This is a genomic window from Rhizobium sp. RM, from assembly GCF_013390595.1.
Lineage (GTDB): Bacteria > Pseudomonadota > Alphaproteobacteria > Rhizobiales > Rhizobiaceae > Agrobacterium.
Window position 1 is genome coordinate 72,261 of sequence record NZ_JACAWV010000007.1, and the last position, 17,411, is coordinate 89,671.

Annotated in this window: 14 protein-coding genes; 4 read left to right on the forward strand and 10 right to left on the reverse strand. The window is 56.3% G+C overall.

Going from position 1 to position 17,411, the window contains the following annotated elements; all coding sequences use genetic code 11:
* Window positions 1–13 precede the first annotated feature (13 nt).
* Window positions 14–748, forward strand: coding sequence for a FadR/GntR family transcriptional regulator (locus HWX89_RS05005; RefSeq protein ID WP_138793288.1), 735 nt, complete (start codon window positions 14–16; stop codon window positions 746–748).
* Between the two features lie 44 nt (window positions 749–792).
* On the opposite strand, the gene HWX89_RS05010 is transcribed toward HWX89_RS05005, so the two are convergent.
* Window positions 793–2,010 carry an MFS transporter gene (locus HWX89_RS05010; protein ID WP_138793289.1) on the reverse strand — a complete coding sequence of 406 codons (1,218 nt, stop codon included), beginning with the start codon at window positions 2,008–2,010 and terminating at the stop codon, window positions 793–795.
* A gap of 202 nt (window positions 2,011–2,212) precedes the next feature.
* Between HWX89_RS05010 and HWX89_RS05015 the strand changes: the two genes are divergently transcribed.
* The gene (locus HWX89_RS05015) at window positions 2,213–3,151 is read left to right on the forward strand and encodes an AraC family transcriptional regulator (protein WP_138793290.1); all 939 of its coding nucleotides are present in this window, start codon (window positions 2,213–2,215) and stop codon (window positions 3,149–3,151) included.
* A 10-nt stretch (window positions 3,152–3,161) separates the two neighbouring features.
* Here the strand turns inward: HWX89_RS05015 and HWX89_RS05020 are convergent, their stop codons facing one another.
* Genes HWX89_RS05020 through HWX89_RS05030 form a run of 3 tightly spaced genes read right to left on the reverse strand, consistent with a single transcriptional unit; the run spans window position 3,162 to window position 8,630 of the window.
* Window positions 3,162–6,437, reverse strand: coding sequence for an error-prone DNA polymerase (locus tag HWX89_RS05020; RefSeq protein WP_138793291.1), 3,276 nt, complete (start codon window positions 6,435–6,437; stop codon window positions 3,162–3,164).
* Window positions 6,434–7,951 carry a Y-family DNA polymerase gene (locus HWX89_RS05025; RefSeq protein ID WP_178340629.1) on the reverse strand — a complete coding sequence of 506 codons (1,518 nt, stop codon included), beginning with the start codon at window positions 7,949–7,951 and terminating at the stop codon, window positions 6,434–6,436. The genes HWX89_RS05020 and HWX89_RS05025 overlap by 4 nt, the downstream gene beginning before the upstream one ends.
* Window positions 7,881–8,630 carry an ImuA family protein gene (locus HWX89_RS05030; RefSeq protein WP_138793292.1) on the reverse strand — a complete coding sequence of 250 codons (750 nt, stop codon included), beginning with the start codon at window positions 8,628–8,630 and terminating at the stop codon, window positions 7,881–7,883. Before HWX89_RS05030 ends, HWX89_RS05025 begins: the two co-directional genes overlap by 71 nt.
* Window positions 8,631–8,838: 208 nt before the next feature.
* Between HWX89_RS05030 and HWX89_RS05035 the strand changes: the two genes are divergently transcribed.
* On the forward strand, window positions 8,839–9,201 hold the full coding sequence (locus HWX89_RS05035; RefSeq protein ID WP_138793293.1) for a DUF1304 domain-containing protein: 363 nt from the start codon (window positions 8,839–8,841) through the stop codon (window positions 9,199–9,201).
* A gap of 4 nt (window positions 9,202–9,205) precedes the next feature.
* Complete coding sequence (locus HWX89_RS05040) at window positions 9,206–10,477, forward strand: glycerate kinase type-2 family protein (protein WP_138793294.1); 1,272 nt, start codon at window positions 9,206–9,208, stop codon at window positions 10,475–10,477.
* Between the two features lie 110 nt (window positions 10,478–10,587).
* Here the strand turns inward: HWX89_RS05040 and HWX89_RS05045 are convergent, their stop codons facing one another.
* The 6 genes from HWX89_RS05045 to HWX89_RS05070 all read right to left on the reverse strand — a co-directional run bounded on the left by HWX89_RS05045 (window position 10,588) and on the right by HWX89_RS05070 (window position 17,352).
* Entirely contained in the window at window positions 10,588–11,778 is a 1,191-nt protein-coding gene (locus HWX89_RS05045; RefSeq protein WP_138793295.1) for a Gfo/Idh/MocA family protein, read from the reverse strand.
* Between the two features lie 25 nt (window positions 11,779–11,803).
* Window positions 11,804–12,856 (reverse strand): sugar phosphate isomerase/epimerase family protein, encoded by a 1,053-nt coding sequence (locus HWX89_RS05050; RefSeq protein WP_138793296.1) that lies wholly within the window; start codon window positions 12,854–12,856, stop codon window positions 11,804–11,806.
* A gap of 152 nt (window positions 12,857–13,008) precedes the next feature.
* Window positions 13,009–14,082 carry an ABC transporter ATP-binding protein gene (locus HWX89_RS05055; protein ID WP_138793297.1) on the reverse strand — a complete coding sequence of 358 codons (1,074 nt, stop codon included), beginning with the start codon at window positions 14,080–14,082 and terminating at the stop codon, window positions 13,009–13,011.
* A gap of 17 nt (window positions 14,083–14,099) precedes the next feature.
* Window positions 14,100–14,948 carry a carbohydrate ABC transporter permease gene (locus tag HWX89_RS05060; protein ID WP_138793298.1) on the reverse strand — a complete coding sequence of 283 codons (849 nt, stop codon included), beginning with the start codon at window positions 14,946–14,948 and terminating at the stop codon, window positions 14,100–14,102.
* Entirely contained in the window at window positions 14,941–15,879 is a 939-nt protein-coding gene (locus HWX89_RS05065) for a carbohydrate ABC transporter permease (protein WP_138793299.1), read from the reverse strand. The genes HWX89_RS05060 and HWX89_RS05065 overlap by 8 nt, the downstream gene beginning before the upstream one ends.
* Before the next feature lie 171 nt (window positions 15,880–16,050).
* Window positions 16,051–17,352, reverse strand: coding sequence for an ABC transporter substrate-binding protein (locus tag HWX89_RS05070; protein ID WP_138793300.1), 1,302 nt, complete (start codon window positions 17,350–17,352; stop codon window positions 16,051–16,053).
* Between the last annotated feature and the right edge of the window lie 59 nt (window positions 17,353–17,411).

Here is a 17,411-nt window from a genome sequence, read left to right on the forward strand (position 1 = left end):
TACGGAGGCGCACTTGGGGCTGCTGGAAACGACGATAAGTGGGCGAAAGCGCCGGAACAGCCACTCTCATGTGGTGTCCGAACTCGGCAGCGCCATCGTTTCGGGCAAAATTGCCGAAGGCGCTCTGCTTCCAAACGACGCCGAACTGTCGATGCGCTTTGGCGTATCACGAACGGTGCTGCGCGAAACGATGAAGACGCTCGCAGCCAAAAGACTGGTGGAACCCAAGGCAAAAGTTGGTACGCGCGTCCTCAACCGTTCGAGCTGGAACTTCTTTGACCCCGACGTACTGGGCTGGCGTTGCGACGCTGGAATAGATCAGGAGTTCGTCAATCATCTCGCTGAAATCCGCTTGGCGCTGGAACCGGCGGCCGCTGCAGCCGCCGCCCTTCAGGCTTCAAATGAGGATATTGTTTCCCTCTACGTAATTGCCGCGAAATTCGACAATCAGCATCACACGCCGGAAAGCATCGCCAAGGTCGATCTCGAATTTCACTTGGCGGTTGCCCATATGTCGGGAAATCCCTTCATGCGTTCGGCCAGTGGACTCATCGAGGCGGCACTTGCAATCTCGTTCAAGCTTTCGTCTCCTGCATCCTCGCCTGAGACAATTGCCGAAATCGCCTCGAACCACCTGCGGATCGTGCATGCGATCGCAGCCAGAGATTCCGATGGGGCGATCAAGGCGATGCGACACGTCATAGAAGTCGGCAAAGATCGCACGCAAAGGGCAATCGACGCCCCCTAAAGAAAAAGGGCCCGCATGTGCGGACCCTCTGATTGCTCGGTACGTTATCCCCTTGAGGCCTCGGCCTGCGGGACCACGCCACGGCGCGAAGCCATGAGGCTCGCGCCCAAAAGTGTTGATACACTGACGAAAACAAACACCATTGTTGCACCATGAAGATCGATCAGCAGCCCACCGAGAACGGCGCCGCTCGAAATGGCGATCTGAAAAGTGGTTAGCAACAGCGCTCCGGCACTCTCTGCTTCGTCAGACGCAACCCGTGTTACAAAACTCTGTACCGTGACCGGCAAACCACCGAAGGCAAAGCCCCAAAATGCGATCGCCACGGATGCAATGACGGGAGAGGTCCCTGCAATCACGAGGACAGAAGCCGATGCAGCGATCAGGATCGCAACGATGGTTACAGCCCACGCCGCATTACGCTCTGCGAGAAACCCACCAAAGAAGTTACCGAAAAAGCCACCGACCCCATAGGCCAAAAGCGCAAAGGAAATCGCCTCGATACCGAATTTCGGAACCTCTTCGAGAAATGGGCGAACATACGTAAACCCTGCGAACTGGCCCGCTACAACCAACATGGTCGTCAGAAGACCGATGCGCAATTGCGGCCGCTGCAACAAACGGAACATTGTCCCTAAGCTCGGTGCTCCGGCCGGGGCGAGAGCAGGTACTGTCAATATCTGGGCAAAGAATGCAACCACGCCGAGGATCGCAGCAACCGCGAACGCAGCACGCCAACCCAGAGTGGCTCCAATCCATGCCCCAACCGGTGCGGCACAAACCGTTGCAAGCGATACGCCCGTGAGGATGATCGACATCGCGCGCGGCAGCTTGTCGAGCGGCACAAGCCTCAGCGCAAGAGCACCTGACATCGCCCAGAAACCGCCGAGCCCAATACCGAGGAGAACCCGCGATACCAAAAGCATTGAAAGCCCGTTTGCGAACGCAGCAAGCGTACTGGAGATGATGAGAAGGAGCGTAAGACCCAGGAGTGTCAATCGGCGGTCGACGCTACGCGTACCGATGACAACTGCGGGTCCGGCAACTGCGGCTACGAGTGCTGTCACCGTGATGGATTGGCCAGCGATACCAGGACTGATCGAAAGATCGGCAGAGACGGGGGTCAAAAGACTGACCGGCAGGAATTCCGCTGTCACAAGTCCAAAAACGCCGAGCGAAAGCGAGAAGACCGCGGCCCATTTCGCGTCAGGTTCGCGAGTGCGAGGGATATATTCAAGTTCGTTGGTCGTCCGGTTGGTCATAAAAATCTCCTGACGGGCGCCGCGCAGATATCGCGGGCATCCCTTGCGGAATAGGGTGAAGACGATGGAAAGGCACGGCGGGATCATCGGGAGGTCATTCCTGCCGCACCAGGGAATGCACGTAACCTACGCGTGACACGCTGGCGTTTCCATGCTAGAAAATCCGTATTTCTTGACATAACGTCCAAACACTGAGGCCAGCATGAACGATGCCCTGACAGAGATGTTGCGCGGTTTGCGCCTTGACGGTGTCGAATATGGTCGTTGCCGTATGGCATCCCCATGGGCGACTGCCTTTCCCGAACAGGAGGCTGCGCGATTTCATTTCATTGGTGTCGGGCAGGCAAAACTGCACAAGCCATCCGGCGATTGGCTCGATCTGAAATGCGGTGATGCCGTTCTGTTGCCACGTGGACACGCGCATGTTTTGGGCAGCAGTGAGAATGTGACAGCCACACCCTTCGATCGATTTGGCAAGAAGGAAGTGTGCCAAGGCATTTTTGACATGCAATGTGCCAGTTCAGGCGGAGACACCGTGGCTTTCACCGCTTCGATGCGGTTCAACATGGATCATCTCCATCCGCTTTTGCAGATGATGCCGGATGTGATGTTGACAAGTGATTTGGCAAAAAGCGATCCGGCTATTCCCCACTTGCTCGAAGCGATGACACGGGAGGTTGAACTTAACCGTGTTGGAGCCGGTGGTATTCTTGCGCGCCTTGCCGACGTGCTGACTGCAACGCTTATTCGAACCTGGGTCGAGCACGGCTGCGGCGATTCCAGTGGTTGGCTGGCGGCGGTCAGGAACCCCGAGCTCGGGAGGGTCCTCGCAGCTGTCCATCTTTCACCCGACAAAGACTGGAGTGTCGAGGAACTCGCAGCACTGATGGGCGCTTCACGTTCAAGTTTCGCTGAACGTTTTACTCGCCTGGTCGGGGAAAGTCCCGCCCGTTACGTGGTACGCGTGAGGATGCACCAGGCGCGGCTTTGGTTGCGAGAGGGAATGCGGGTGACAGCAGCCGCAGAAAAACTTGGTTATGATTCCGAGGCCTCCTTCAGTCGTGCGTTCAAACGTGTTGTTGGCGCTCCGCCAAGCCAGTTCCGAAAGAAGGATTTCGCAAGCGTGGAAGACGCTGCCTGAGCCAATGACCCTAGTGAAAATTTCGCGAGATGACCTTGATCCGCTCCACCGCGTCATTTTCCTGATCGGCCGTTGACGAGCGCTTGCCGGTTCGGCGGCGATCTTCCGGTGGCATCCCATGATGGAATTCGTCACCGCGTCCATGTGGCAGGGGAAACGCCTTGTTTCTTTCTCCCACACTTGCAAGCGCTTCGGAAAGGTCAGTCAGCCGGTGCGCAACCAGATGTACGACATCGCCTTCCCGCTGGATCTTTCCATAAATGCCAACCATGCCGGCGGACAAAACAATGCGCCGGTATTTCTCAAACGTCCTGACCCACAAGACGGCATTGGCAATACCGGTTTCATCCTCCAGCGTCATGAAGATGACGCCCTTGGCGGAACCGGGGCGCTGGCGCACCAGCACCAGCCCCGCGGTTTCGAGCCAGGTACCATCGCGAACACGGATCGCATCACGGCAGGTGACAATGCGGCGGCGAGCGAGATCGGCGCGCAAAAATGACATGGGGTGCTCGCGCAACGTCAATCCGACATGACCGTAATCCTGCACCACCTCGCCGCCATCCGTCATGGGACGAAGCGCCACGGATGGCTCGTCCAATTCAGCAATAACGGCATTCTCCCGACTGGCCGCCGCAGCAAAAAGCGGTAGCGGCTCATCCCGCAACGCCTTGATCGCCCAGAGTGCCTGACGCCTTGATAACTCAAGTGCAGGTAGGAAGGCATCGGCTTCCGCAAGACAAACCAGTGCTGATGACGAAACCCTTGCCCTTCGCCAGAGATCATCGACCGAAGCGAAGTCCCTATCTTCCCGGCAGGCAACTATTTCTGCAGCATGTTTGTTCGAAAGCCCTTTCACCAGTCGCATGCCGAGACGTACGGCAAAGCGTGGATCACCTTTGGCATCTTTCTCGCCTGTCGGTTCCAATGTGCAATCAAAACGGCTTTTGTTGACGCAGACAGGCCGGACCTCGACGCCATGATTTTGCGCATCGCGCACAATCTGTGCCGGGGCATAAAACCCCATGGGCTGAGAGTTCAAAAGTGCCACGCAGAAAATATCAGGATGATGGCATTTCAACCAGGAAGAGGCATAGGCGATCAGCGCGAAGGACGCAGCGTGACTTTCAGGAAAACCGTAACTGCCAAAACCTTCGAGCTGTTTGAAGATACGTTCAGCGAAATCCGCATCGTAGCCGCGTTTTACCATGCCATCGATCAGATCCTGTCTGAACTTGGAAATCGTGCCGACATTCTTGAATGTCGCCATGGCACGACGCAACTGGTCCGCCTTACCCGGTGAAAACCCGGCACATTCGATAGCAACGCGCATCGCCTGCTCCTGAAACAATGGCACGCCCTTCGTCTTTCCCAAGACTGCTCTCAGCTCTTCCTTGGGGTAATGTTCCGGCTCCTTGCCTTCACGGCGACGCAAATAAGGATGAACCATATCCCCTTGAATGGGGCCAGGGCGCACGATGGCGACCTGAATAACGAGATCATAAAATTCCTTGGGCTTCAGACGCGGCAACATCGACATCTGCGCGCGGCTTTCAATCTGGAACGTGCCAAGCGTATCAGCCCTCTGAATCATCGCATAAGTCTCAGGGTCGTCAGCGGGTACAGAAGCCAGATCGTATCGTTTGTTCGTCCTCGCTTCCAAAAGATCGAAACCTCTTTTCATGCAGGAGAGCATGCCAAGCGCCAGGCAGTCCATTTTCATGAACTTGACGATATCGATATCATCCTTGTCCCATTCGATGATCTGGCGATCGTCCATGGCAGCAGGTTCGATCGGCACAAGTTCATCCAGCCTATCATGGGTGAGAATGAAACCACCCGGATGCTGGCTGTGATGACGCGGCGCACCGACAAGCTGGTTGGCGAGCTCGAAAGCAAGCTGGAGACGGCGATCCTCCATATTGAGATTCAGTTCTTTCACCTGTCCCTCGTTTACGCCGTCGCTCCAGCGCCAGACCTGTGAGGCAATGAGCTTTGTCATATCTTCCGGCAGGCCCAAAACCTTGCCCACATCGCGTAATGCGCCACGGCTGCGATAACGGGTAACCACAGAACAAAGAGCGGCCTTGTCTCGGCCATAACTGTCATAAACCCATTGAATGACTTCCTCGCGACGCTGATGTTCAAAATCCACGTCAATATCAGGCGGCTCACGTCGCTCTTCAGAAACAAAACGTTCGAAAAGAAGGTCAACCTTTAAAGGGTCGATGGAGGTTATCCCCAGAACATAGCAGACCACGGAGTTTGCAGCTGACCCGCGCCCCTGGCAGAGAATATCTTTTGACCTGGCAAATCGGACAATCGCATTCACAGTCAGAAAATAGGGGGCGTATTCGAGTTTACCTATCAACGCGAGCTCATGTTTCAGCGCCTTGTCGACCTTATCTGGCAGTCCGTGCGGATAACGTCTCGGCACCGCTTCCTTGACCAGTTTTTCGAGCGCCTCCTGTGCCGTCAGTCCCGGCAACGAGCGCTCTTCTGGATACTGATAAGCCAGTTCCTCGAGAGAAAACCTGCAGCGCTTTGCAATTTCCAAGCTACGGGCCAGCGCCTCCGAATAACGCGGAAACAGCCGGTGCATTTCTTGCGGCGGCTTCATGTAGCGGTCTGCATGGCGCTCACGCCTGAAGCCTGCTTCATCAATGGTACAATTATGCCGGATACAGGTGACGACATCCTGCAACATACGCCGTTCAGGCACATGAAATAGCACGTCATTTGTCACCACGGTCGGCACGCCTGCAGCCGCCGCCATGTTCGATAGCTCATAGAGTCGCATCTGGTCATTCGGACGGCGACGCAGACTAAGCGCCATATAGGCGCGATCACCGAAAGCTGCCCTGAGCCGACGTAGACGAAGGGTGCAAAGTTCGTCCGCAAGGTCGGCCAGCAACACTACAATCTGACCCTCACCCCATTCAACAAGATCGGCCCACTCAAGTGTGCACTTGCCTTTGCCTGCCCGTTTCTTGCCAATGGAAAGCAAACGGCAAAGCCGCCCATAAGCGGCGCGATCCATGGGATAAACCAATACGGAAAGATCATCTTCGAGATCGAGCCTGCAGCCGATGACGAGCCGAACACCATTATTCTTGGCCGCTTCATAGGCGCGAGGAATGGCCGCAAGGCTATTGCGATCGACAATACCAAGCGCCTCGATGCCAAGATGCGCAGCCTGCTCGAACAACTCATCGCAAGAACTGGCCCCACGCAAAAACGAAAAATGCGTCGTGACCTGAAGTTCAGCGTAGCGGTGCGCACTCATGTAAACAGCCCATGAATGAACCAGGCCTGTGAGCCTGTATTGGTGTGTTCACCATCACCAGAGCGGAAGATCCAGAAACGCCCTCCCGTCTCATCCTCCACCATGAAATAATCGCGAACGGCGGATTTTTCCCGGTCGCGTTTCCACCATTCTCCAAAAACCCGCTCCGGCCCGTCAGCGCATTTCACCAGATGGCGTATACCGCGCCAGATGAAATAACGCGGAGGATGATCCGGGAGCAGCGCCAGAGTTTCTATAGGCTCCGGTCTTGAAAAAAGCCGGATCGGACGCGGCCAATGACCCGGCCAGCCGATTGCATCTTCCGGGCAGAGAGCCGGCAGGCGGGCAACGGAGCGTTCCGGCACATCGCTGGCGACAGCGGCATATCGGTAGACACGATGACCGCGATTGATGATGACATCGATCGTATCAGCAACATCCGCACGATTTTCGGACAATAGAGATGTACGTACCTGTCCCGCCACAAGCGGTTCTGCATGGGTTGCCGTCATGACCATTGTCTCGATACCGAAGCCGGGATCGATGGTATTGATACGGTCCGTCAGAAGTCGGGCTATCTGACTTGCGTCACGGACAGGTTTCGATGTCCCGGCCCGGATCGCCTGAAGTGTGCCATCGACACGATTGAGCAAGAGGTCAACACGGCGGGCGCCAAGACCGCGCTTTTCCAGAGCGGCACACAAACCACTTACAAGCTTTTCAGTGTAGCGACCTATCGTCTCCGCAGCAGCGATAGGTTCGGCGAACACGCGACGCACTTCCACGAGTTCGGGCACACGCACCGGCTTGACCGGCTCTGCGACCTGGCCGAATGCCTGATCAAGCCGGCGTGCCAGCTGCGGACCAAAGCGCAATACAAGTGGTGCACGCGGAGCATCGGCCAACTCCCCAATGGAACGAAAACCCAGTACCTTGAGACCACGGATCGTTTCATCTTCAAGCCGTAGCGCGGCAAGCGGCAAGCTATTAAGGGCTTCACGCGCCTTACCCTGTGGAATGACGAAAATCTCCTGACCACCAAAACGGGCGAGCGCATAAGCAGCGCCCCAGCTCTCGGCAATAGCGGCGCGTGCTGCAAAGCCGCTCGCATGCAAGCGGTTGACCATACCGCCCAGCATCAGCGTTTCATTTCCATGCAGATGATCCGCACCCGTCGTATCCATGACCAGTCCATCCGGCAGATCGGTGGCAACGATGGGGGCATAGATGCGCAGAAAATGGAAAGCGAGTTCCTTCAGCGCACTTGCATCAGCATCCGCCTCCAGATGTTCCACAATCAAACCGGGCACCAGCGCCTGCGCCTTGCTGACCGGTGTGCCCAACCGGATGCCGGCGACCTTCGCAGCCTTGTCCAGTGCCAGAACGAGACGGCGGCTTCCTTGCCTTCCGATCATAACAACCGGTTTGTCGGTGGAGGGCGCATCATGCCCGAGCCGCCTCCGGTAGCGATCCGTCGGCCATGTCGGTAGATAGAGCGAGACGACCCTTTGCATCACATGCTTCCACTTCAAATGCTGCAGCTTCACCGCCACGGCAGCGCAAAAGCTCCAGAAACCAGCGTGCCCTGCCTACTCCCGGTACCGGCAGCGAAGCCGATGGCCTGACAGAAACCCGCCACCGGGTAACGGCTGCCGTCGGCTCGCCGAACATGGTCGCCTCTGCCTGACGTCTGAAGCGCCGGATTGCGATGCCTGTCACGCCGGAGGTTTCCGCTGCCAGCTGCAGTCGTCGCGAAGCATTCATCGGCAATTTCGCAATCTCGCCCAGCACAGCCCCGAAACCGTTGCAGCGTAAGCCTTCCTCGAAACAGTCGAGAACGCCTTTTTCATCCCGACACTCAACCATCACGAGCCTGTTGTGAGACAATCCAGCCTGCGCCAGCGCCGGCATGAACAGATCTTGCCGTGTGACGCACCATAAGACCTTGCCCGAAAGCCGCGCGGCGATACCCGCCGCAAACAAAGCTGCCGATGCACCATCAAGAGCTCCATTACCGTTGCCACTTACTTCATGCAGGCAACCAAGACCCAACCCGCCACCTGGGAGCTGGTTATCAATTTGCGCTAGACCGAAGGGGAGAGTTTCGTGACGGCGTACAGAACCACCGGCAAGATTTTCCAGCCGTTCACGCAGTTCTTCAATAACGAGCAACTGTTCCGCGCGCTTGTGCATGGCATGACAGGTTTCAATTCCGACTTTTGTATTGTTCTTGTTTTGTTCTTATTTTGAGAAAGAGTCAAGCAATCCTCGCCGGCATCAAAAGTTTACACACAACAAGTGTCAGCCGACCTTGCAGCCGGAGAGACCATCGTTAAAACAAGAGTGTCGGACGTATTTCTCGAAGACACCGCTCGACAAGGTTTTTGGAGGAAAGCCGCCCATGCTCGCAAATATTCTCATTGCGGTCGTCATCGCAATCCATCTCTATATCGTTGTGCTGGAGATGTTGCTCTGGGAGAAACCCTCAGGTCGCAAGGCGTTTGGCCTCACGGCTGATTTCGCAAGGCAGACAAAGGTGCTTGCCGCAAATCAGGGACTTTATAACGGGTTCATCGCTGCTGGGCTGACGTACGGTCTATTGCTAGGAGACGCCGGACTGACCTTCAAAGTCTTCTTCCTCATCTGTGTCGCGGTCGCAGGGATTTTCGGCGCTATCACCGCGAACATCAAAATCCTCTTCATTCAGACGCTCCCTGCCCTTCTGGCTCTCGGAGCACTTACCTTCGCGACGACGGGAGTTTGATTCCATGACAATCTGGAACGACCTGCAGGCCAGGAATGCGCTCAATCGTATTTTCATGGCTGCTGTTTCCAGCGCAGACCCGGGAAAGGTTTTGCAGCCGCATCTCCCCTCGCCGCCGAAAGGAAAATGTGTGGTTGTAGGTGCCGGCAAAGCGTCTGCCGCGATGGCAGCGGCTCTGGATGCTGCCTGGCCCTCTGTCGATCTCTCCGGCATTGTCGTCACTCGTTACGGCCATGCGGTTCCGGCCGGTCGGATCGAAATCATCGAGGCATCCCATCCGGTCCCTGATGCGATGAGCGAAGAAGCAGCTATCCGCATTCTCGCCGCCGTTCAAAATCTGAGCCCGGACGACATGGTCATCGCCCTGATTTCCGGCGGCGGCTCGGCACTCATGGTCGCTCCAGGCGACGGAATCACGCTTGCTGACAAGATGGCGGTCAACCGGGCGCTTCTTTCCAGTGGCGCGCCAATTTCGGAAATGAACGCTGTACGTAAGCACTTGTCACGCATCAAGGGAGGACGTCTGGCGCTCGCGGCCAAGCCGGCAAAGGTCGTCTCGCTGCTGATTTCGGACGTACCTGGTGACGATCCATCCGAAATTGCATCCGGCCCGACGGTTGCAGACCCAACGGACATTGCCACCGTCCGAGAGATCGTTTCGCGATACGGACTGGATTTGCCCGAAAGCGTACGCAAAGTTCTTGAGAAAGGCGATGAAACACCCAAAGCGGGCGAGATCGAAGAAGATGTCCGCCTTATCGCCGCCCCGTCCCTGGCGCTCCAGGCCGCGGCGGAAGAAGCCCGCAAACTCGGTCTTCAGCCTCTGATCCTTGGAGATTCTCTTGAGGGAGAATCCAAGGATGTCGGTGCGGTGATGGCAGGCATAGCAATTTCTGCCAGCAAGAAAGGCTTGCCCATCAAAGGCCCGGCCGTGCTGCTTTCGGGCGGTGAAACAACGGTCACGATCGGAAAAGGCCCCGCGGGCAAGGGCGGCCGCAACACCGAATTCCTGTTAAGCCTTGCGCTGACGTTGAAGGGCGCGGCCGGGATATGGGCTATTGCTGGCGACAGCGACGGGATCGATGGCGTTGAAGATGCGGCCGGTGCGCTGGTAACACCAGATACGCTTTCGCGCATCTACGCGGCGGGGATTGATGCCCGCCAGTCTCTGGTGTGCCACGACAGCTATACGGCATTTAAGGCCATAGACGACCTCGTCGTGACCGGTCCCACACTCACGAACGTCAACGACATCAGAGCAATCCTCATCGGATGAGAATTTGATGTACAAGCGGCCAATCAAACGCCGCGTGATCGCCGAATTGGCTAAACGGCTACGATCAAACAAAATGGACCGGGGAGTTCCCGGTCCATTTGTTTCAGGTGCTACAGCTTTACCCAGCTTCCGTTCTTTTTTCCGGATTCGATGCATGCTGTGACGAATGCGACGCCTTTCACACCATCGTCAACGGTCGGGTAAATCACCGCTTTGTCGAGTGTTTCACCAGAACGACGCGCTTCGATGGCGTGCGCAGCTTCGGTATAGATCGTTGCGAATGCTTCGAGATAGCCTTCTGGATGACCTGACGGAATGCGCGTGACACGTCCAGCCGCAGCTCCGGCCCCCGCGCCACCGCGGGTGATAAGCTGTTTTGGCTCACCGAGCTTGGTAAACCACAGATAGTTCGGATCGGCCTGCGTCCACTCGATCCCGGCCTTTGTACCGTAGACACGGATCTTCAAGCCATTTTCATGCCCGACGGCCACCTGGCTGCACCACAACAGCCCCTTTGCAGGCTGCGCCGTGCCCTTTGACTTGAAGCGCAACATGACGTGTGCATTGTCATCGAGGCGACGTCCTTCGACGAAAGTGTGCACGTCTGCAGCAAGTTCGTCGGCGTCGAGACCGGAGATAAAGCAACCAAGGTTATAGGCGTGGGTGCCGATGTCACCGGTCGAACCACCCGCACCCGACTGCGCAGGATCGGTCCGCCAGACAGCCTGTTTTGCGCCGGTCTGTTCGATAGGTTCGGCCAGCCAGTCCTGAGGATACTCCATCTGGACAAGACGAATGTCACCAAGAGCGCCACTCTCTACCAGTTCCCGGGCGTGACGCACCATCGGATAGCCTGTGTAGTTGTGTGTCAGGACGAACAGTGCGTCGGCCTTGTCGGCAACCTCTTTCAACTTTTTGGCATCGTCGAGATTGGAGGTCAGCGGTTTATCGCAGATGACGTGAATACCACGCTCCAGAAACGCCTTTGCAGCGGGATAGTGCACGTGGTTCGGCGTGACAATTGCGACAGCTTCAATGCCATCATCCCTTGCGGCTTCCTTCTCGGCCATTTCTTCGAACGAGCCATAGCAGCGATCTTCATCCAGCCCCAGCTCAAGACCGGACGCCCTCGATTTTTCCGGCGTCGAGGACAAGGCGCCGGCCACAAGGTCAAAACGGTTGTCGAGCCGCGCCGCCATACGGTGAACACCGCCGATAAAAGCGCCCGTACCGCCCCCCACCATACCGAGACGAATGCGCTTGCTTGCCGCCTTGTCGGTCGTTTTTCCTTCAATTGCCATAATATTTCCTCACCAATTCCATTACTTACAAACCGAGCATACGACGGTTGGCAGCATCGTCAGTGCCGCTAGATGCAAAGTCGTCGAACGCTTTTTCGGTGACCCGAATGATGTGCGCCTTAACGAACTCAGAACCTTCTCTTGCACCGTCTTCAGGATGTTTGAGGGCGCACTCCCATTCGACAACAGCCCATCCATCGAAATCGTTGGCTGCCATTTTGGAAAAGACCGCACCGAAATCCACCTGCCCGTCGCCGAGCGACCGGAACCGGCCGGCACGATTGACCCAGCCCTGATAGCCGCCGTAAACGCCCTGTCGTCCGGTCGGATTGAACTCGGCATCTTTGACGTGGAACATCTTGATGCGGTCTTTGTAGATGTCGATGTTGTCGAGATAATCGAGGCATTGCAGTACGTAGTGTGATGGATCGTAGAGCATGTTGGCACGCGGATGATTTTTCACGCGTTCCAGGAACATCTCGAACGTAATGCCGTCGTGAAGATCTTCGCCGGGATGAATTTCGTAGCAGACGTCCACCCCGTGCTCATCCGCATAGTCGAGGATCGGCGTCCAGCGTTTGGCGAGTTCATCAAACGCCGTTTCCACCAGACCTGCCGGACGTTGCGGCCAAGGATAGATGAATGGCCAGGCCAATGCACCGGAGAATGTCGCGTGCGCCTTGATGCCTAGATTACGTGAGGCTTTCAACGCAAGCTTGACCTGCTCTACTGCCCATTGCTGACGAGCCTTCGGGTTGCCACGAACCTCGGGGACGGCGAAGCCATCGAACGCTTCGTCATATACCGGATGCACGGCAACGAGCTGGCCTTGCAAATGGGTTGAAAGTTCGGTCACCTCCACGCCGTTTGCGCGGGCGACGCCAGCGAACTCATCGCAATAATCTTTCGATTCAGCTGCTTTTTTCAGATCGATGAGCTGGCTTGCCCAGGTGGGAACCTGGACACCTAGGTAACCTTTTTCCGCCGCCCACTTGGTTATTCCGTCCCACGTATTGAACGGCGCAGCGTCGCCAGCAAACTGGCCAAGGAAAATACCCGGCCCTTTGATCGTCTTCATAAAAAACTCCTCCTGTATCGATACAGATGCGCGATAAAATCGCTTTGGCTCCCGATCGCCAAGCTAACCGCTCGTTATTTTCTGGCAACCCCCAAATGCGATCTGGAGGAGACAAACATCATATTTCGCTCAGAACGTGTGGGCGATTAAGATCACAAAGCGATACCGCTTGCGCGATCAAAGACGTGCACGCGCTCATGACTGATGCTGGCAGCGAAAGGCGTATTGACGCGGACAGGCTGTTCGCCGTCAACGACCGCAGTGACCTGATCTCCTGCAAGCTCGAAAATCACATGGGTTTGCGCACCGGTTGGCTCGACGAGAACCGTTCGACCGGACAGAGCGACGTCGCCTCCTGTGGTCGAGCCGATATGCTCGGGTCTTAAACCTATTGTCACCGATTGACCGCGCTTGACCTTTTTGCCCGTCGAAATGCGAATGGCCGTGCCGTCCTTCAGGCGAGCGGCGGGTTCGTTGCCTTCACCATCAACGACACATTCAATGAGGTTCATCGCCGGAGAACCGATAAAGGCCGCCACGAAAAGATTTGCTGGCGTCTTGTAGAGTTCGAGCGGAGTACCCTGCTGTTCGATGCGGCCATGGTTGAGAACGACAACACGATCCGCGAGCGTCATTGCCTCAATCTGGTCGTGGGTGACGTAAATGGATGTGGTCCCAACTTTCTGATGCAACGCCTTGATTTCGCTTCGCATCTGCACTCGGAGCTTGGCATCGAGGTTTGAGAGCGGTTCGTCGAAGAGGAAGACGGCAGGGTTGCGCACGACCGCACGTCCCATCGCGACACGTTGCCGCTGACCGCCGGAAAGCTGGGAAGGCTTGCGATCCAGCAACTTACCGAGATCAAGCATGCGCGCCGCTTCCGCAACGCGTTCATCGATGACATTTTTCGGCTGGCCAGCAAGCTTGAGGTTAAACCCCATGTTTTCGGCAACGGTCATGTGCGGGTAAAGCGCGTATGACTGAAACACCATCGCAATATTGCGCTCACGCGGTGTCATTCCGTTGACGATGGTGCCACCAATGTGAATGTCACCGTCGGTGATTTCCTCGAGACCGGCAATCATGCGCAGCAACGTGGACTTGCCGCAGCCGGAAGGGCCAACCAGAGCAATGAATTCGCCATCTGCAATATCGAGAGAGATGCCGTGAATGACATCAAGCGCGGCATAGGACTTGCGGATATCCTTAAGTTCAACGGAAGCCAATTTATGCTCCTTTCAAGTCACGATTTGACGGCGCCGGCTGTGAGACCTGCGATGATGTGTTTCTGGGCAAGGAAAAAGACGATGACCGTCGGCAGAATGGTCAGGGTAATAAAAGCAAGAACAAGCTGCCATTCCGTCCCGAATTCGCCGCGATAGACCATGATCCCAAGGGGCCACGGATACTTGGATTCCGAATTCAGCATGATGAGAGGCAGGATGTAGCTGTTCCAGCTTCCGACGAATGACACGATGCCGACAGTCGCTACGATCGGTCGAGAAAGCGGCAGAGATATATGCCAGAAGAAGCGTAAATAACCGCAGCCATCCACGAATGCTGCCTGGAACAACTCCTCGGGCAAATTGCGGAAATAATTGCGAAAAAGCAGGATGCTCATACCTAGGCCGAAAGCCACCTGAGGCAACACGACGCCCCAGTAGGTATCGAGCAGGCCGAGATCGCGGATACGAATGAACAGCGGCAGGATTGCAGTCGCTGCCGGGAACATCAGCCCCAGCAGGAAGTAATTGAGAAGGAACGATGAACCGAAGAACTTGACGTGCGCAAAGGTGAAGGCAGCCATCGCAGACACCGTGAGGGTCAAGAAGACCGTCAGGACTGCGATCACCAGCGAATTGAATATTTGCAGCCAGTAACGCTTGCCAAACAGGATGTCGCCGTAGTTGGCCCACTGCCACTCCTGAGGCACACCGAAGGGATTTACACGCAGGTCGCCCAGCGTCTTGAAGCCGCCAAGCGCAGTTGTCAAAAGCGGCACCAGCACGATGGCAGCAATCAAGCTCAAAGAAACGTAGAGATAGAGCTTCGTCTGAAGCGGCATGCGGACGGAGGTGGATGTATCAGTCATGGCGCATGAAAATCCTTTTGTAACCGAAGGCGAGCGTCACGCAGATAATGAAAAGAACGACGCCAACTGCACTCCCAAGCCCAACCTGCATGCGCATAACGCCGTAGGTATAGAGGAAGGTGACCATGGTCTGTGTTGAATTGGACGGGCCGCCACCGGTGAGCGGCATGATCATGTCGAAGAGCTGCAAGGAACCTATCACTGCAAAAAACACAGAGAGTCGGACGGTCGAGCCCAACATCGGCAATGTGACGTAGCGGAACTTCTGCCAGCCGCTGGCACCGTCGATTTCGGCAGCCTCCAGGACATTCTTGTCTACCGACTGCAGGCCCGCGATGAAAAGCATCATATGGAACCCGAAGTACTTCCAGACGATAACTCCCAGCACGGCGTAGATTGCGACATCCTTGTCCGCCAGAACATAGGGGTTGGCAAATCCGAAGAAGCTGGAAATCGCTGCAAACAGTCCGTAATCGCCATCATAAACGAACCGCCAGATCAGGCCTGCAGCGACGTCAGCAAGTACGTAGGGCAGGAAAAACACAAGTCGGAAGGCAACGACGCCTGGAATCCGGTGCGCCAGCATCATCGCAAGCCAGATGGCGAGCGGGATCTGAATCAACACGGAAATAAGGATGATGAGGCCGTTGTTGAGGAGCGCCTGTGAGAACGCCGCATTGCCGAAAAGAACTTGGAAGTTCCTAAGGCCGACAAACTCGGTGGGCGTGCCATAACCGTTCCAGCGATAGAGGCTGTACCACGCGGCCTCGCCCATCGGCAAAATGACGAAGAGCGTGAAAAGCAACAGCGCCGGCGGGAGAAAAACAAGAAGCGTGAGCGCCCGGTCGTGGGCAACAGAGCTTTGCTTGTGCTTGGCTTTAGCAGCCACGCGCACGGCTGTGGGTGCAGAAGTCATGGAGATGTCCGTCATCGTTATCCGCTTTCTTGAGTGCAGATAGAGAATTTCCCGTGGAGGAGGCGACCCAACAAAGCTCGGCCATCCGCCCCAAAATCAGGTGAGAGTGTTGCCTAACGCCCTGCTGGACCAACGCTCTCAAATCGAGGGATGCCGCGACGGCACGCGACATCCCGTTGGCAGATGTCAACGGAGCTCGAAAGCGTCCTGGATCTGCTGCGCACCTTCTTCCGATGTCATTTGCCCTGAGACGATTTCGACCGACACATCGTTGACGACACGTCCGACAGCAGCACCAAGCGTTTGGTCGAAGAAGTTCTGGTGCCATGTGGACCCGGCGAGCTGTTTCGCGGAATCGGCCAGAAGTGGGTTTTTGACGGCACCATCTGCACCGGTTGCGACCGGCAGCAACATACCCGCGGCCGCCATCTTCTCTTCACTTTCCTTACTGGTCAGGAACGTGGCGAACTCGATGGCCTCCTTCGACGCATTTTTCGTCACCGCCCATCCATTCAGGCCGCCAAGCGTATCCGTGGCCTTTCCAGCACCGCCTTCAACCACCGGAAATGCGAAGCGACCGATATTGTCGGCAGCAAGGCCTTTGCCATCGCCGGCATTCTTGCGCTGGTTGGCTTCAGTGTTGTCGAAACCAAGGATCATCGCGGCCTTGCCGTCGCCAAATACACCGAGCGCCTGGGGCCAGGTAGATCCGAGATAACCTGGCTGAAAGGGCTCGAGCTTGCCGAACTCCGCCAGTTGCTCGCCTGCCTTGATGATTGCGGGGTCCTTAAACCCTTCACCCTCACCCTTGCGCGCCGCCTCAAACACTGTCTGGCCGCCATTGCGCATGACGAGATAGCTCCAGTAAAAATGGATTGGCCATTTTTCACCGCCGCCACCTGCGATCGGAACGATACCTGCGTCCTTGATTTTCTTGACGACACTCCCAAGGTCATCCCAGGTCTTGATGTCGTCTGCTTTTACACCCGCCTTGGCAAAAAGTTCCTTGTTGTAGAAGAAGCTGACCAGGCTTACCTTGTAGGGGACGGCCCATACCTTGCCGTCGAACGAAAGGCCATCGATGGCTGAACCGTTATAAGATTGGCGAAGCTTGCCGCCATCGGCGTCGAATACCTCGGTCAGATCCTTCAGTGCGCCAGTCTGAGACTGCTCCTGGAGGACACCGCCGCCCCAGCTGTAAAAGAAATCCGGGACATCGTTGGATTGCAGGAGTGTGGGAAGTTTTGCCTTGAATGCTTCGTTTTCCAGGAACTGAAGCTGGACGTCGACATCAGGATGTTTCGCCTCGTAGTCCTTGGCGATCTCCTCCCAAACTGCCACAGCCTTCGGGTCAAGCTCCACATGCATCCATTTCACGACAGTTGCCGCTGAAACATTCGCCGCACCCAGCATGAGGGTAATACTTGTTGTCGCGGCAAAGGACATCATCCTGCCGCCCAGGCTAGCGCCTGCGTGCCAATAAGTCATGTCTGTGATCCTCCCTGGGGATTTCCTCACCATTTATTCCCCAATGCGGATTAATTCAG

Excerpts from the sequence above, each read along its gene's own strand:
- HWX89_RS05060 (WP_138793298.1), bottom strand. The coding sequence starts at position 14,948 with ATGACTGATACATCCACCTCCGTCCGCATGCCGCTTCAGACGAAGCTC.
- HWX89_RS05030 (WP_138793292.1), bottom strand. The coding sequence starts at position 8,630 with ATGCACAAGCGCGCGGAACAGTTGCTCGTTATTGAAGAACTGCGTGAA.
- HWX89_RS05070 (WP_138793300.1), bottom strand. The coding sequence starts at position 17,352 with ATGACTTATTGGCACGCAGGCGCTAGCCTGGGCGGCAGGATGATGTCC.
- HWX89_RS05065 (WP_138793299.1), bottom strand. The coding sequence starts at position 15,879 with ATGACGGACATCTCCATGACTTCTGCACCCACAGCCGTGCGCGTGGCT.
- HWX89_RS05020 (WP_138793291.1), bottom strand. The coding sequence starts at position 6,437 with ATGAGTGCGCACCGCTACGCTGAACTTCAGGTCACGACGCATTTTTCG.
- HWX89_RS05015 (WP_138793290.1), top strand. The coding sequence starts at position 2,213 with ATGAACGATGCCCTGACAGAGATGTTGCGCGGTTTGCGCCTTGACGGT.
- HWX89_RS05025 (WP_178340629.1), bottom strand. The coding sequence starts at position 7,951 with ATGCAAAGGGTCGTCTCGCTCTATCTACCGACATGGCCGACGGATCGC.
- HWX89_RS05035 (WP_138793293.1), top strand. The coding sequence starts at position 8,839 with ATGCTCGCAAATATTCTCATTGCGGTCGTCATCGCAATCCATCTCTAT.
- HWX89_RS05050 (WP_138793296.1), bottom strand. The coding sequence starts at position 12,856 with ATGAAGACGATCAAAGGGCCGGGTATTTTCCTTGGCCAGTTTGCTGGC.
- HWX89_RS05045 (WP_138793295.1), bottom strand. The coding sequence starts at position 11,778 with ATGGCAATTGAAGGAAAAACGACCGACAAGGCGGCAAGCAAGCGCATT.
- HWX89_RS05040 (WP_138793294.1), top strand. The coding sequence starts at position 9,206 with ATGACAATCTGGAACGACCTGCAGGCCAGGAATGCGCTCAATCGTATT.
- HWX89_RS05010 (WP_138793289.1), bottom strand. The coding sequence starts at position 2,010 with ATGACCAACCGGACGACCAACGAACTTGAATATATCCCTCGCACTCGC.